This is a genomic window from Flavobacterium acetivorans (genome assembly GCF_020911885.1).
In the GTDB taxonomy this organism is placed as follows: Bacteria; Bacteroidota; Bacteroidia; order Flavobacteriales; family Flavobacteriaceae; genus Flavobacterium; species Flavobacterium acetivorans.
On record NZ_CP087132.1, the window covers coordinates 2,748,691 to 2,763,189 of the forward strand.

The following is a 14,499-nucleotide window of genomic DNA, read 5'->3' on the forward strand; positions in this document are numbered from 1 at the left end:
TAATTCTATCAAAAGAACTAAGCTATTGCCATCCGCCACCTAGGGCTCTGTATAATTGGATAATGGCTTTGTATTGTTGGAATTTATTATCAACTAAACTCAATTCGGCGTTCAAAGCGTCATTTTTAGACGTTAAAACTTCCAAATAATTGGCTAAACCATAGGTCAATAATTCATCTGAAAAATCGGCTGCTTTTAAAAGAGCATCTACTTGTTTCTCGCGAACTTTGATTTTATAGGTTTCATTGTTGTATTGCGCTAAAGCATCAGATACTTCTTTACCGGCTGTAAGCAAAGATTGCTCAAACTGTAAATAGGCTTTTTCCTGATTGGCTTTGGCTACTTCATACTTGGTTTTCACTTGCCTTTGATTGAATATCGGCTGGGTCAAACCCGTAATCACATTGGCAAAAATAGAATTGGCGCTAAACCATTCTTTCAAATCAATACTTTGAAGTCCGCCTGTCGCCGTTACTTTCAGCGTTGGATAAAAGCCACTTTTGGCGACATTGGTCATTTCAAAATTAGTGATCAAATTGTACTCAGCAGCAATAACATCGGGTCTGTTCCTCAGTAAATTAGCAGGAACACCTAAGGTGATGTTGGGTTGTATCGTTTGTGATTCAAAAGTAGTACGAGCTATCTTAGCAGATGGCTCACCTAAAAGAACACTCATTGTATTTTCTAAGAAAATAATGTTGTTTTTTAGATCGGCAATGATGATTTCGGTGGCATATTTCTGGGCTTCGGTTTGTTTTACACCCACTTCGGTTACACTTCCGGCATCTTTCAAAGCCAAGATTGTTTCGACACTTTGATTTCTGTTTATCAACGTTTTCTCGGCTACTTTTATTTGGGCATCTACCGAAAGCAATTGGTAATAAGTTGTGGCAATCGTAGCAATTAATTGCGTTTTTATTGCTTGATTAACTGCCGTTGTTTGTAAATAAGCCGCATTGGCAGCACGCTTATTACTTCTTATTTTGCCCCAGATATCGGCTTCCCAGGATAAAGTACCCGTCATCTGAAACTGGTCAGTACTGCGATCTTTTAACAAGGCACCAAACTGACTGTTTCTGGAAAGTTCCTGATGCGTCCAGTCGGCTCCAGCAGAAAGAGTAGGGAAGTAGCCTGCTTTTCCTTGTTTCATGGTAGCTTCTGCCGCAGCGAGGTTTTGGATTGCAATTCGGATATCCAAATTGTTTTGCAATCCTTTCTGAATGTAGCCCTGCAAGACGGGATCTGTAAAAATCTTGTCCCAAGAGACATTGGCCAATGAAGTAGTGTCTGTGGCCACTACTTCATTTCGGTATAAACTTTCTGTTTTTAACTCTGGACGCTTGTAGTCTTTGGCAACAAAACACGATTGCATCAGTGTTGCCGTGACAGCCAATAGTGCGACTCTGTATATTTTATTTTTCATTTTCTTCGTCTAAAAGTATTACTTCAGCTTCTTTATCATCAAATGGTTTCCCGGAAATTCTTTCCTGTAATCCTTGGAATATTACGAACAATATTGGAATTACAAATACTCCAAAAACAGTTCCTACTAACATTCCTCCAACAGCTCCCATACCGATAGAACGGTTTCCTACAGCACCAACTCCTGAGGCCAATGCCAATGGCATCAAACCGAAGATAAAGGCTAATGAGGTCATTAAAATAGGACGCAAACGGGCTTTTGCCCCTTCAATGGCAGCGGCCGTTAAATCCATTCCGTGTCGGCGCCTTTGTATGGCAAATTCCACAATCAGAATGGCATTTTTGGCCAGTAGTCCTATCAGCATGATCAGGGCAACCTGGAAATAAATATTGTTTTCTAGTCCTGCCAATTTCACAAAACCAATGGCTCCGGCTATACCAACAGGAAGCGAAAGTAATACCGAAAGTGGTACTAAATAACTTTCATACTGCGCACTTAACAAGAAATAAACAAATATTAAACTCAATAAGAACACTCCGATAGCTTGATTTCCAGCCAAAATTTCCTCACGTGTCATACCGGAAAATTCATAGGTATAACTTTTTGGCAAATGCTGGGCAGCTACTTCCTGAACGGCCTTGATGGCATCACCAGAACTGTAACCCGGTTTCGCTTTACCATTGACATTTACAGCTTTTAGCATGTTGAATCGCGCTACTGCTTCAGGACCATAAATTCTTTTGAAATCAACAAATTGACTAATTGCCACTTTTTGTCCTGAGGCATTTTTGACATAAATAGAATTTATAGATTCCAGATTAGTACGGTCTGAGGCTTTGGCTTGAATCATTACACGGTATTGTTTTCCGAATTTGTTGAAATCCGTTGTGTACAATCCACCATAATAGCCTTGCATCGTATTGAAAATATCCGTTACAGACACTCCAGCATCTTTAGCTCTTTCTACGTTAATATCCATTTGATATTGCGGGAAATTAGGATTAAAGTTGGTCATCGCATATTGAATTTCGGGTCTTTTCATTAACTCCCCTAAAAACTCATTCGTTACCTTACTCACTGTAGCCCAATCATCGTCTCCTTTGTCCTGAATTTTTAGTTCAAAACCATCTGCTGCACCAAAACCTTGCACACTTGGAGGCGTAAAGAACAATGCTCTGGCATCTTTAAAATGCGCTGTTCTACCAAATAATTCGCCTACTACGGCATCAACTGATTGGTTGGCTCCTTTACGTTCTTTCCAGTCCTTTAATTTAATTACCGTAAAGGCATAAGAACCTCCATTTACACTGTTTAATAAACTGAATCCTACCACGCTCATTCGAGCTTCAACAATATCCATCGATGCTAGGATAGAATCCAATTCATTGACCGCTTTTTGTGTTTTCTCCAAGGTTGTTCCCGGAGGAAGTGTCAAATCGGCCATGATGATTCCCCTGTCTTCATTCGGGATAAATCCGGAAGGAGTCGTTTGGAACAAAAAGAAAGTAATTCCTGAAAAAACGATTAAAGCCGTAACGGTAATCCATTTTTTTCTGGCCAAAAATCCAAGAGATTTCACATATCTGTTGTTCATTCGATCAAAACTAGTATTGAAAGCAATGAAAAATTTCTCTTTAAAGTTTTTCTTATGGTGTTTTGAATCAGTATGTGGTTTTAAAAATAAAGCACATAAAGCCGGGCTCAAAGTCAAGGCATTTACTGCCGAGATCAAAATGGCAATGGCTAATGTTATCGCAAACTGTTGGTAAAACACACCCGAAGGTCCGCTCAAGAAAGATACCGGAATAAATACCGCTGACATTACTAAAGTAATCGAAATAATTGCACCGGTAATTTCACTCATCGCTGAAATAGTAGCTTCTTTTCCTGATTTAGCTCCCTCATCCAGCTTGGCATGAACTGCCTCGACGACGACAATAGCATCATCGACAACAATACCAATGGCAAGAATCATCGCAAATAAGGTTAACATATTAATCGAAAAACCAAATATCTGCAAGAAAAAGAAGGTTCCTATAATCGCCACAGGTACCGCAATAGCAGGGATTAATGTCGATCTAAAATCCTGTAAGAACAAATACACTACAAGGAATACCAATAAAAAGGCTTCAATCAATGTTGAAATTACCTTATCAATAGAGGCATCTAAGAAAGTTTTAGTATTGTAAGGAATAACATAATCTACTCCATCCGGAAAACTAGGTTTTGTTTCATCCAGAATGCTAACCACTTCAGTAATGATATCTTGGGCATTGGAACCCGAAGTTTGGAATACCCCAACGGCAACACCTTGTTTACCCATGGCGATATTCTTTGTTCCATAATTGAAGCCACCTAATTCTACCGTGGCAACATCTTTAAGTCTTAAGAAATTTCCGTTTCCAGTGGCTTTGATAATGATGTTTTCGTAGTCTTTTGTTTCAGAAAGACGTCCCTTGTATTTGATTACATACTCATAAACTCCTTCCGCATTTTCACCAAATTTACCCGGAGCTGCTTCCACATTTTGCTCTTGTAATGCTGTTTGAATGTCTTTTGGAGAGAGATTGTAACTGGCCATTTTTGCCGGATCAATCCAGATTCGCATCGAGTAATCTTTGGCTCCAAAAACGTTTACCTGACCAACACCTTTTACACGCTGTAACTTGGGTACCAAGTTTATTTTGGCATAATTCTGAATATAGGTTTCATCAAAAGTTTCATTATTGGAATACAAAGCAAAAAACATCAACGCACTCGTTTGACTTTTAAGGGTCGTAACTCCCGTTTGCACTACCGCCTGAGGCAGTTTTGACGTTGCTCTGGAGACTCTATTTTGAACGTTTACTGCGGCAATATCAGGATCGACACCCAATTCAAAATAAACGGAAATCTTAGCCGAACCATCATTAGCGGCAGAGGAAGTCATATACGTCATTCCTTCCACACCATTGATTTCTTCTTCCAGTGGAATAACCACACTGTTAAGAACCGTTTCGGCATTTGCTCCTGTATAAGTAGCCGTTACCTGAACTGTTGGCGGCGCTATTTCGGGGTATTGTTCTACGGGTAATGACATCAATCCTAAAATACCCAAAATGGTGATTAAGATTGAGATTACGGTCGAGAGAACGGGTCTCTCTATAAAGGTTTTTAACATCTTGACTCTTATTTTTTAATGGCTGTACTATTTGTTTTTACCGAATCTATCGCAACTGCTTCCGTTTTTTGTGCATTTACTTCCTTAGCTTGTTGCGGAACAATTTCCATATCGTCTTTTAGTTTTGATGCGCCTTCAACTACGACAACTTCACCATCTGATAATCCGCTTGTTACAATAAAATTCAAATCAGAAGTTCCATTAGTTTCAATAATTCTTGATTTTACTTTATTTCCTTTTTCAACTACGTAAATGATTTGTTTTCCTTGTACTTCAAAAACAGCATTTTGAGGTACTAGAATTACATTAGTTTGTATAATTGGCAAACGAACAACTCCGCTGCTTCCGCTTCTTAAAATTCCCTGTGGATTTTGAAATTCAGCTCTAAAATCAGTAGTTCCTGTTGCGGCATTCACTAAACCGTTTATGGTTGTAATTTTCCCTTTTTGATCGTATTCAGAACCGTCAACTAAAAGCAATGAAACTTGAGGAACCGACTTTAATTTTTCGGCTGCATTTGCCCCTTTGAAAGTCTTGTTGAATAAAAGCAATTGTTTTTCGTTCATAGAGAAATAAGCACGTACGATTCTTGTATCTGAAACAGTAGTCAAAGGCTCTTGATTGGTGGCACTTACTAAACTACCTTCTTTGAAAGGCAGGCTTCCTATGGTTCCGCTTGCAGGAGAATAAATTGTCCCGTAGCCAATATTTGCAGCAATACTTCCGTAAGCGCTTTTGGCTTGGGCTAATTTTGCTTTAGCTGTTTCCAGTTGAACATTACTGATGATTTTTCGATCTACAAGGGGTTTTAATCGATCCACTTCTACTTGAGCAGCTTGCACCATCGCTTTGGCCGCAGAAGCATCCTGATTTAAAGATTGTGTTTCTAGTTTAAAAAGTATTTGCCCTTTTTTTACGACCTGACCTTCATCAACATAAATTTTTTGGATAAAACCATTCACTTTAGGACGAATTTCAACATTTTGTTGTCCTTCAATATTAGCTGTATATTCTTGATATACAGTAGCGTCATTAGTAGTTACTGTTTGTACAGGAAAAGGTGCTGGCCCTTGTGGTGGTGCTTGTTGTTCCTTTTTTCCACAAGAGGAAACTATAAGCAAAACAGCTAGTATTGGAAATAATTTTTTCTTCATTTTTATTTAATTTGATTATGGATTATTTATTTATGCTTTCTATGTCCTTGAATTCAGAAATGGTTTTCATAATGAGTTCTTCTACTTGCTCAATATGGGATTTGTAAAACTTAATATTTTCTAAATTTGTTTTTTCCTCCGCACATGAAATTGTTCGTTCTCGGTAGGTAATCATCTTATCAATTATTTGCTGCTCCCATTTTATCATTTTTAAATAATTGGCCAAGCGATTGCTTAGAGGAGCGGCTCTGTAATACTTTTTCCTATCTCCCAAAACGGTGAAATAGGTTATTTTTTCCATCTTGAGCAGTAAATTTAGATTAGTTGAAATGGAACTTTTGCTGGCACCTAATTTTTCTATTAAGCTTTCAAATGTCAAACCGGATCTACAACCATCTATAATTATAACTCCAAGGATTCTTGCGGCAAGCGGTGGAATATCAAATGTAGACTCAAAATGAACACCGAACATTTCGATGATTTCCTCTCTATCTTTTTCTGCTGTATCCATTGTTTTTTTTGCAAAGATATGACTAGTTCGTAAAACACCGAACTAAGCGAACTTAATTTTTTGTTAATTAAATTTAAGAAAAAAAATGAGCAAATCACTGGCTCTTTTTAAAATAGAATTGAAACAGTAAAAGTTTAATTTAACTATATTTGTTGCCCTAAAATAAAGTTAAAGTGATTCAAATCAATAAGCTAAAAATATTCAACGACCCAATTTACGGGTTTATTACCATTCCTAATGCCTTAATATATGACCTGATACAGCATCCTTATTTTCAGAGACTTCGTAGGATTTCTCAAATGGGATTGTCGTATTTAGTCTATCCGGGTGCTAATCATACCCGTTTTCATCATGCCTTGGGCTGTATGCATCTGATGCAAAAAGCGGTTGATGTATTGCGTTTTAAAGGTGTTGTGATATCTCCAGAAGAGGAAAATGCCTTATATATTGCCATTTTATTGCATGATATAGGTCATGGGCCGTTTTCGCATGCAATGGAAAGAAGTATTGTTGAAGATGTGCACCATGAATCCATTTCGCTTTTATTTATGAATCAATTAAACGTGGAATTCAAAGGACAACTGGATTTGGCTATTCAGGTTTTTGAAGGTGATTATCATCGAAAGTTCATGTTGCAATTGATTTCCAGTCAACTCGATATGGATCGTATGGATTATTTAAAACGTGACAGCTTTTATTCAGGTGTAGCCGAAGGAAATGTCAATTCAGAGCGACTCATACAAATGATGAATGTGGTCGATGATGTACTGGTGATTGAAGAAAAGGGAATCTATTCGGTTGAAAAATTCCTGATGTCTAGACGATTGATGTATTGGCAGGCCTATCTGCATAAAACCAGTTTAGCGGCAGAATTAGTTTTGACTAAAATCTTGAAAAGAGCCAAAGAACTAACTTTGAAAGGCGTGGTTTTGCCTTGCAGTGAGCCTTTACAGTTCTTTTTGCAAAATAAAATTACTCTAGATCTTTTTGATACAGAAACACTCGATTTGTTTTCACAATTAGACGATTTTGATATTATTAGTGCTTTAAAAGCATGGCAACGGCAGGATGATTTTATTTTAGCTACTTTGAGTAATATGATTATCAACAGGGATTTATTAAAGATTAAACTGACTAGTGAAAAAGTGCAAATTGAAGATTTACAACCTCTAAAAGAGCGTTTTGCAGTAGAAAACAACATTAGTTTGCCCGAAACGAATTATTTTATATTTAGAGGAAAAATAAAAAATCAGGCCTATAGTAAGGAAGCTGAGCCTATCCGAATTTTGAAAAAAGACAGAACTGTCGAAGATGTAATTGAATCTTCAGATCAGTTGAATTTGAAATCATTATCAAAATCGGTCACTAAATATTATATCTGTTTCCCAAAACAACTTGTGTAAATGAACATTTAAAATCTATTTTTTTATATTTTTGTGCCGATGAAATTTACAGCAGAACAAATAGCGGGAATATTAGAAGGTGAGGTTGTTGGGAATCCCAATGCTGAAGTACATGAATTATCTAAAATTGAGGAAGGGAAGGAAGGTTCATTAACTTTTCTGTCAAATCCCAAATACAATAACTACATCTATAGTACAGAAGCTACCATTACTATAGTTAATAAATCTTTTATTCCAGAATCTGAACTAAAAACCACTCTTATAAAAGTAGAAGATGCTTATATGGCTTTTTCCAAATTATTAGAATTTTACGATCAGGCAAAAGGTCAAAAAATCGGAATAGAACAGCCAACAGTTATATCGGAAAACGTGAAATATGGCGAAAAACTATATTTAGGTAGTTTTAGTTATATAGGTCAAAACGTGACTTTGGGAGATAATGTTAAGATTTATCCTAATTGTTTCATAGGTGACAATGTTATTATTGGTAATAATGTCACTATTTTTGCCGGAGCAAAAATATATTCAGAAACCGTAATTGGAAATAATTGTATCATCCATTCGGGAGTCGTTATTGGAGCAGATGGTTTTGGTTTTGCACCAAATACTGATGGAACCTATAAAAAAATACCTCAAATAGGTAATGTTGTCATAGAGGACAATGTAGACATAGGGTCTTGTACCACAATCGATAGAGCCACAATGGGTTCGACTATTATTCGAAAAGGTGTAAAATTAGACAATCAGATCCAGATAGCACACAATGTTGAAATAGGAGAAAATACTGTTATCGCTGCTCAAACCGGAATTGCTGGTTCGACAAAAATAGGAAGAAACGGCATGATTGGCGGACAAGTAGGAATTGCTGGACATTTAACCATTGGTGATAATGTACGCATTCAAGCCCAAGCAGGTCTAGCCAGAAACATAAAAGACAATGAAGTTTTACAAGGAAGTCCGGCATTTGGATACAATGATTTTAGCAAATCATACGTGCATTTCAGGAATTTGCCTAAACTTGTAGCAGAAATTGAAGAGTTAAAGAAACAAATATTAAACCAAAAAAATGGAAACAATGGTTAAACAGAAGACCATCAAGACAGAAATCTCGCTAACAGGAGTTGGATTACACACAGGTAAGGAAGTTAAAATGACTTTTAAACCTGCTCCAGTAAATAATGGTTTTACTTTTGTAAGAGTAGATCTAGAGGGACAGCCTGTTATTGAAGCTGACGCTAATTATGTTGTTAATACACAAAGAGGAACAAATTTAGAAAAACTTGGGGTTCAAATTCAGACTCCAGAACATGTTTTGGCAGCTTTAGTAGGTTGTGATTTAGACAATGTTATTATAGAATTAAATGCTTCTGAGCTACCTATTATGGATGGCTCATCTAAATATTTTGTTGAAGCGCTTGAAAAAGCCGGAATTGAAGAGCAAAATTCAAAACGAAACGTATATGTAGTAAAAGAGGTTATTTCTTTTACTGATGAAGCTAGCGGAAGCGAAATATTAATCATGCCGAGTGATCAATATTGCGTGACCACGATGGTGGATTTTGGAACTAAAATTTTAGGAACTCAAAATGCAACCATGAAAAATATTTCAGAGTTTAAATCTGAAATTGCCGAATCCAGAACCTTTAGTTTCTTACACGAATTAGAAGCACTATTGAATAATGGTTTAATCAAAGGAGGAGACTTAAATAATGCCATTGTATATGTAGATAAAGATATATCCGAAACTACAATGGAGAATTTAAAACTGGCTTTTGGTAAAGAAACCATTAATGTTAAACCAAACGGCATATTAGACAATCTTACTTTGCATTATCCTAATGAAGCAGCAAGACATAAATTATTAGATGTTGTTGGGGATTTGGCTTTAATTGGTACTAAAATCCAAGGTAAAGTGATTGCTAATAAACCAGGCCATTTTGTAAACACTCAATTTGCCAAGAAAATGGCGAAAATTATAAAAATTGAGCAAAGAAATCATGTTCCTGTTTATGATTTGAATCAGGAACCATTGATGGATATTCATAAAATCATGGCAGTTTTGCCTCATAGACCTCCTTTCTTGCTGATTGACAGAATCATTGAAATGTCAGACAGCCATGTGGTAGGGATGAAAAATGTAACAATGAATGAAAATTTCTTTGTTGGACACTTTCCTGATGCTCCGGTTATGCCAGGTGTTTTAATTGTTGAAGCTATGGCGCAAACAGGAGGAATATTAGTATTAAGTACAGTTCCGGATCCGGAGAATTATTTAACTTATTTCATGAAAATTGATAATGTTAAATTCAAACAAAAAGTACTGCCTGGAGACACTTTAATTTTTAAATGCGATTTGATTACTCCTATTAGAAGAGGGATCTGTCACATGCAAGCTAATGCCTATGCTAACGGAAGGTTAGTGGCTGAGGCTGAATTAATGGCACAGATTGCTAAAAAACAATAAATAAAGACAAATAAGCGCATTGGAAATTAATTTCAATCTTTTATTTGATTAAATAGAAAACAATAAAAACAAGCAGATGAATCAACCATTAGCATATGTTCATCCTGGCGCTAAAATCGCCAAAAATGTTGTCATAGAACCTTTCACAACCATTCATAACAATGTAGTTATAGGAGATGGTACTTGGATTGGCTCCAATGTTACTATCATGGAAGGTGCAAGAATAGGAAAGAATTGCAACATTTTCCCTGGCGCAGTAATCTCTGCTGTTCCTCAGGATTTAAAATTTGGAGGAGAAGAATCTTTGGCAATTATTGGAGATAATTGTACCATTAGAGAATGTGTTACAGTCAATCGAGGAACAGTTGCATCGGGTCAAACCGTTATAGGTGATAATTGTTTGATTATGGCCAGTGCACACATTGCGCATGATTGCCACGTAGGAAACAATGCCATTATTGTCAATGGAGTATTATTAGGAGGACATGTGACTGTAGGGAATTACGCCATTGTGGGTGGATTATCAGCAGTGCATCAATTTATTAACATTGGAGATCATGCCATGATTTCAGGTGGTTCGCTTTTAAGAAAAGACGTTCCTCCTTATACAAAGGCAGCTAAAGAGCCTTTGTCTTATGTAGGGATTAACTCGGTGGGATTAAGAAGACGTGGTTTTTCGACTGAAAAAATCAGAGAGATTCAAGATATATACCGAATTTTATATCAAAAAAATTACAACACCACTCAGGCTTTAGGCATTATTGAAGGTGAGATGGAAGCAACTCCTGAGAGAGATGAAATTATTGATTTTATCAGAAATTCATCAAGAGGTGTTATGAAAGGATACTCTGGGAACTATTAATAAAAAATGTTTAATCCTTTAATTACTTAATCGATTAAACTAGCGAATCAACGAATCAACAAATAAAAAAATAAAATGGCATCTACATCAGATATTAAAAACGGATTGTGTATTAAATTCAATAATGATATTTATAAGATTATCGAGTTTCTTCATGTTAAACCAGGTAAAGGTCCCGCTTTCGTTAGAACAAAATTAAGAAGTTTGACTAACGGAAAAGTATTAGACAATACCTTTTCGGCAGGACATAAAATTGACGAAGTTCGTGTTGAAAATCATAAATTTCAATTTTTATATCCAGAAGGGGACGAGTTTCATTTTATGAATACGGAAACTTTTGAACAAATATCTTTGAATAAAAACATCTTAGACTCACCTGAATTATTAAAAGAAGGCGAGAATGTAATGGTAAGCATCAATACAGAAACAGATTTGCCTCTTTCTGTAGATATGCCAGCATCTGTAATACTTGAGGTAACTTATGCAGAACCAGGAATTAAAGGAAACACGGCTACAAATGCAACTAAATCAGCAACTGTTGAAACTGGTGCAACGGTAAATGTACCTTTGTTTATCAATGAAGGAGATAAAATTAAAATTGATACAGCCTCTGGTTCATACATGGAGCGTGTAAAAGAATAGTTTACAGTGTTTAGTATTCAGTTTATAGTCAAACTGAGTACTAAACACTGAACACTGAATACTAAATTTATGAAATTCCCAAAAGTTTATCCTTTACAAGAAATTGCAGCCATAATTGACTGCGAGTATGTTGGTGATTCGAATTTTCCCGTTTTGGGCATGAATGAAATTCATGTTGTTGAAGCAGGTGATATTGTTTTTGTAGATCATCCCAAATATTACGATAAGGCACTAAACTCAGCCGCAACTATTATTTTAATCAATAAAAAAGTAGATTGTCCAGAAGGAAAAGCTTTATTATTGTCAGACGATCCTTTTAGAGATTTCAACAAGTTGACGAATCATTTCAAGCCTTTTCAAGCTTCTAACGCTTCGATTTCTGCTTCAGCTGAAATAGGTCAAAACACTGTAATTCAACCAAATAGCTTCATAGGTAATCATGTGGTGATAGGGAAGAATTGTTTGATCCATTCTAATGTTTCTATTTATGACCATACAATTATAGGTGATAATGTCATCATTCATGCCGGAACAATTTTAGGAGCTGATGCTTTTTATTATAAGAAGCGAGAAGAAGGTTTTGATCAATTGCTTTCGGGCGGAAGAGTGGTTATTGAGAACAATGTAGGCATTGGAGCTTTGTGTACAATTGATAAAGGGGTTACTGGAGATACGACCATTGGAGAAGGAACAAAAATAGACAATCAGGTACATGTAGGTCATGATACTGTAATTGGGAAAAAATGTTTAATTGCTTCACAAACGGGTATTGCCGGCTGCGTAATTATTGAGGATGAAGTTACCATTTGGGGGCAGGTAGGAACCACAAGCGGAATTACTATTGGTGAAAAAGCGGTGATTCTTGGTCAAACCGGGGTTACAAAATCGGTTGAAGGAGGAAAGACCTATTTTGGTACGCCTATCGAAGAGTCCAGAGAAAAATTAAAACAATTGGCTAATATCAAAAAGATTCCTGAAATTTTAATTAAATTAAAATAACAGCAAACTTAATTATCATAAATTATTTTGATACGAAAAAAGGCTTAAAATAATTTCGAAAACCTTACTTTTGCATCACTATTTAAAAAAAATCACATAAAATATATATCATGAGTGTTTTAGTTAATAAAGATTCCAAAATAATTGTTCAAGGATTTACAGGAAGTGAAGGAACTTTCCACGCTTCTCAAATGATTGAGTACGGTACTAACGTTGTGGGTGGTGTTACTCCGGGTAAAGGAGGAACTACGCATTTAGACAGACCTGTTTTTAATACAGTGAAAGATGCTGTAGAACAAGCTGGAGCTGACACTACTATCATTTTTGTACCACCTGCTTTTGCTGCTGATGCAATTATGGAAGCTGCTGATGCTGGAATAAAAGTGATTATCGCAATTACAGAAGGAATTCCTGTTGCTGATATGATTCACGCTAATAACTATGTAAAAGAAAGAAATGCAAGATTAATTGGTCCTAACTGTCCTGGAATTATTACTCCTGGTGAAGCTAAAGTGGGTATTATGCCAGGTTTTGTTTTCAAAAAAGGAACCGTAGGTATCGTTTCAAAATCAGGAACTTTAACTTATGAGGCTGCTGATCAAGTGGTAAAACAAGGATTAGGAATCACTACTGCTATCGGTATTGGTGGAGATCCAATCATTGGAACTACTACTAAAGAAGCGGTTGAATTATTGATGAACGATCCAGAAACGGAATGTATCGTTATGATTGGTGAAATTGGAGGTCAACTAGAAGCTGATGCTGCTAAATGGATCAAAGCTGATGGTAACCGTAAACCAGTTGTAGGATTCATCGCAGGAGTTACTGCTCCAGCGGGACGTACAATGGGTCATGCAGGTGCTATCGTTGGTGGAGCTGATGATACTGCTGAAGCTAAAAAACAAATCATGAGAGACAACGGTATTCATGTTGTTGATTCACCAGCTGAAATTGGTAAAAAAGTAAAAGAAGTTTTAGGATAGTTTACTATTTAAAACTAAAAATAGATTAAGCCTCACAATTTGTGGGGCTTTTTTATTATAAATCGAATTAAAAAAATACCTTTGCAACTTATTAAAAAATAAGCTTTTTAGAAGTTTATTTTTAATAAAAACAATATAAATGAATGGTTTTGAATTGTTTTTCATGTCTTTGTGAGCTAGTTTTTCCAAAGCCAATCCAAATAAAAATAAAATAATATGTATAAGGAATTAAAAAAGTTCGAAGTTAGCAATCAGTTTTCATTTTCTATCGATCATAGTTTAGAGGAAGTTTGTAATGCTTCTGAAGGATCTGGTGTGTTTTTAGTTTACGCAGTAGGAGATGACAAAGAGTTGATTATGGTTGGTTCTACAGGAACTGTTCAAAACGACGGAACATTGAAAATCAAAAATGGCGGTTTGTATGATAAAATCGTAAACGGTCACCAATTTGCAAAAACAGGAAGAAAATATTCTTGGCCGGCACAAATGAAAAAGGAAGACATTAGTGTATTAGAAGTGGTTTGGTACGACACTTTCAATGATACAGTTAAAGCTATTCCAACGGCTGTAGAAGGACAAGTTTTGCAGAATTTCTTAGATGAAAACGGAAAATTACCAAGATGGAATGTGGCTTTCTAAAACATTGCAATCTATATAATTTTAAAAAAGCTTTACTTCGGTAAGGCTTTTTTTTGCTTTAAAATCATAAAAACTAGCAAAGGAATGTTTTTATATTAAAATATATATTATTTTTGCAGCCGTTATCACGAATCTCTATTAGGAGATAGCAACCTGCAACAACGAGCAAGGTGCTAAAACGATAAGCCAAATCCTTTGGAAAAAATGTTGTTTTTTATTCCTGTTTTGCTTTTTTGTTTTTCGTCATATCCCTTTCATT

Annotated in this window: 12 protein-coding genes and 1 riboswitch; of the genes, 8 read left to right on the forward strand and 4 right to left on the reverse strand. The window is 36.0% G+C overall.

Translation table 11 applies throughout. From position 1 onward, the window contains the following. Window positions 1-22 precede the first annotated feature (22 nt). Genes LNP19_RS11995 through LNP19_RS12010 form a run of 4 tightly spaced genes read right to left on the reverse strand, consistent with a single transcriptional unit; the run spans window position 23 to window position 6,248 of the window. Window positions 23-1,423, reverse strand: coding sequence for an efflux transporter outer membrane subunit (locus LNP19_RS11995; RefSeq protein WP_230062149.1), 1,401 nt, complete (start codon window positions 1,421-1,423; stop codon window positions 23-25). After that, window positions 1,413-4,583 carry an efflux RND transporter permease subunit gene (locus LNP19_RS12000; protein WP_230062150.1) on the reverse strand — a complete coding sequence of 1,057 codons (3,171 nt, stop codon included), beginning with the start codon at window positions 4,581-4,583 and terminating at the stop codon, window positions 1,413-1,415. Before LNP19_RS12000 ends, LNP19_RS11995 begins: the two co-directional genes overlap by 11 nt. A gap of 8 nt (window positions 4,584-4,591) precedes the next feature. After that, window positions 4,592-5,737, reverse strand: coding sequence for an efflux RND transporter periplasmic adaptor subunit (locus tag LNP19_RS12005; protein ID WP_230062151.1), 1,146 nt, complete (start codon window positions 5,735-5,737; stop codon window positions 4,592-4,594). Window positions 5,738-5,759: 22 nt separating this feature from the next. Further along, window positions 5,760-6,248 carry a GbsR/MarR family transcriptional regulator gene (locus tag LNP19_RS12010; RefSeq protein WP_230062152.1) on the reverse strand — a complete coding sequence of 163 codons (489 nt, stop codon included), beginning with the start codon at window positions 6,246-6,248 and terminating at the stop codon, window positions 5,760-5,762. A 173-nt stretch (window positions 6,249-6,421) separates the two neighbouring features. On the opposite strand from LNP19_RS12010, the gene LNP19_RS12015 reads away from it, so the two are divergent. The 8 genes from LNP19_RS12015 to LNP19_RS12050 all read left to right on the forward strand — a co-directional run bounded on the left by LNP19_RS12015 (window position 6,422) and on the right by LNP19_RS12050 (window position 14,240). Then, entirely contained in the window at window positions 6,422-7,651 is a 1,230-nt protein-coding gene (locus tag LNP19_RS12015; RefSeq protein ID WP_230062153.1) for an HD domain-containing protein, read from the forward strand. Between the two features lie 39 nt (window positions 7,652-7,690). Continuing rightward, window positions 7,691-8,734, forward strand: a complete 1,044-nt coding sequence (gene lpxD / locus LNP19_RS12020; RefSeq protein ID WP_230062154.1) for a UDP-3-O-(3-hydroxymyristoyl)glucosamine N-acyltransferase — start codon at window positions 7,691-7,693, stop codon at window positions 8,732-8,734. Continuing rightward, entirely contained in the window at window positions 8,727-10,115 is a 1,389-nt protein-coding gene (locus LNP19_RS12025; protein WP_230062155.1) for a bifunctional UDP-3-O-[3-hydroxymyristoyl] N-acetylglucosamine deacetylase/3-hydroxyacyl-ACP dehydratase, read from the forward strand. Before lpxD ends, LNP19_RS12025 begins: the two co-directional genes overlap by 8 nt. Before the next feature lie 76 nt (window positions 10,116-10,191). Then, window positions 10,192-10,977: an acyl-ACP--UDP-N-acetylglucosamine O-acyltransferase gene (gene lpxA / locus LNP19_RS12030; protein WP_072945935.1), complete on the forward strand. Its 786-nt coding sequence runs from the start codon at window positions 10,192-10,194 to the stop codon at window positions 10,975-10,977. 75 nt (window positions 10,978-11,052) lie between these two features. Then, window positions 11,053-11,619 carry an elongation factor P gene (gene efp, locus LNP19_RS12035; RefSeq protein WP_230062156.1) on the forward strand — a complete coding sequence of 189 codons (567 nt, stop codon included), beginning with the start codon at window positions 11,053-11,055 and terminating at the stop codon, window positions 11,617-11,619. A 69-nt stretch (window positions 11,620-11,688) separates the two neighbouring features. Further along, window positions 11,689-12,618: a UDP-3-O-(3-hydroxymyristoyl)glucosamine N-acyltransferase gene (locus LNP19_RS12040; RefSeq protein ID WP_230062157.1), complete on the forward strand. Its 930-nt coding sequence runs from the start codon at window positions 11,689-11,691 to the stop codon at window positions 12,616-12,618. A 110-nt stretch (window positions 12,619-12,728) separates the two neighbouring features. Continuing rightward, on the forward strand, window positions 12,729-13,601 hold the full coding sequence (gene sucD, locus LNP19_RS12045; protein ID WP_230062158.1) for a succinate--CoA ligase subunit alpha: 873 nt from the start codon (window positions 12,729-12,731) through the stop codon (window positions 13,599-13,601). Between the two features lie 216 nt (window positions 13,602-13,817). After that, window positions 13,818-14,240: a hypothetical protein gene (locus tag LNP19_RS12050; protein ID WP_230062159.1), complete on the forward strand. Its 423-nt coding sequence runs from the start codon at window positions 13,818-13,820 to the stop codon at window positions 14,238-14,240. Window positions 14,241-14,357: 117 nt separating this feature from the next. After that, window positions 14,358-14,455, forward strand: a riboswitch (SAM-I-IV-variant riboswitch). The last annotated feature ends 44 nt before the right edge of the window (window positions 14,456-14,499 follow it).

Bases quoted from the DNA above. Each gene is read 5' to 3' on its own strand.
- LNP19_RS11995 (WP_230062149.1), bottom strand. From the start codon at position 1,423: ATGAAAAATAAAATATACAGAGTCGCACTATTGGCTGTCACGGCAACA.
- LNP19_RS12000 (WP_230062150.1), bottom strand. From the start codon at position 4,583: ATGTTAAAAACCTTTATAGAGAGACCCGTTCTCTCGACCGTAATCTCA.
- LNP19_RS12005 (WP_230062151.1), bottom strand. From the start codon at position 5,737: ATGAAGAAAAAATTATTTCCAATACTAGCTGTTTTGCTTATAGTTTCC.
- LNP19_RS12010 (WP_230062152.1), bottom strand. From the start codon at position 6,248: ATGGATACAGCAGAAAAAGATAGAGAGGAAATCATCGAAATGTTCGGT.
- lpxD (WP_230062154.1), top strand. From the start codon at position 7,691: ATGAAATTTACAGCAGAACAAATAGCGGGAATATTAGAAGGTGAGGTT.
- LNP19_RS12025 (WP_230062155.1), top strand. From the start codon at position 8,727: ATGGTTAAACAGAAGACCATCAAGACAGAAATCTCGCTAACAGGAGTT.
- lpxA (WP_072945935.1), top strand. From the start codon at position 10,192: ATGAATCAACCATTAGCATATGTTCATCCTGGCGCTAAAATCGCCAAA.
- efp (WP_230062156.1), top strand. From the start codon at position 11,053: ATGGCATCTACATCAGATATTAAAAACGGATTGTGTATTAAATTCAAT.
- LNP19_RS12040 (WP_230062157.1), top strand. From the start codon at position 11,689: ATGAAATTCCCAAAAGTTTATCCTTTACAAGAAATTGCAGCCATAATT.
- sucD (WP_230062158.1), top strand. From the start codon at position 12,729: ATGAGTGTTTTAGTTAATAAAGATTCCAAAATAATTGTTCAAGGATTT.
- LNP19_RS12050 (WP_230062159.1), top strand. From the start codon at position 13,818: ATGTATAAGGAATTAAAAAAGTTCGAAGTTAGCAATCAGTTTTCATTT.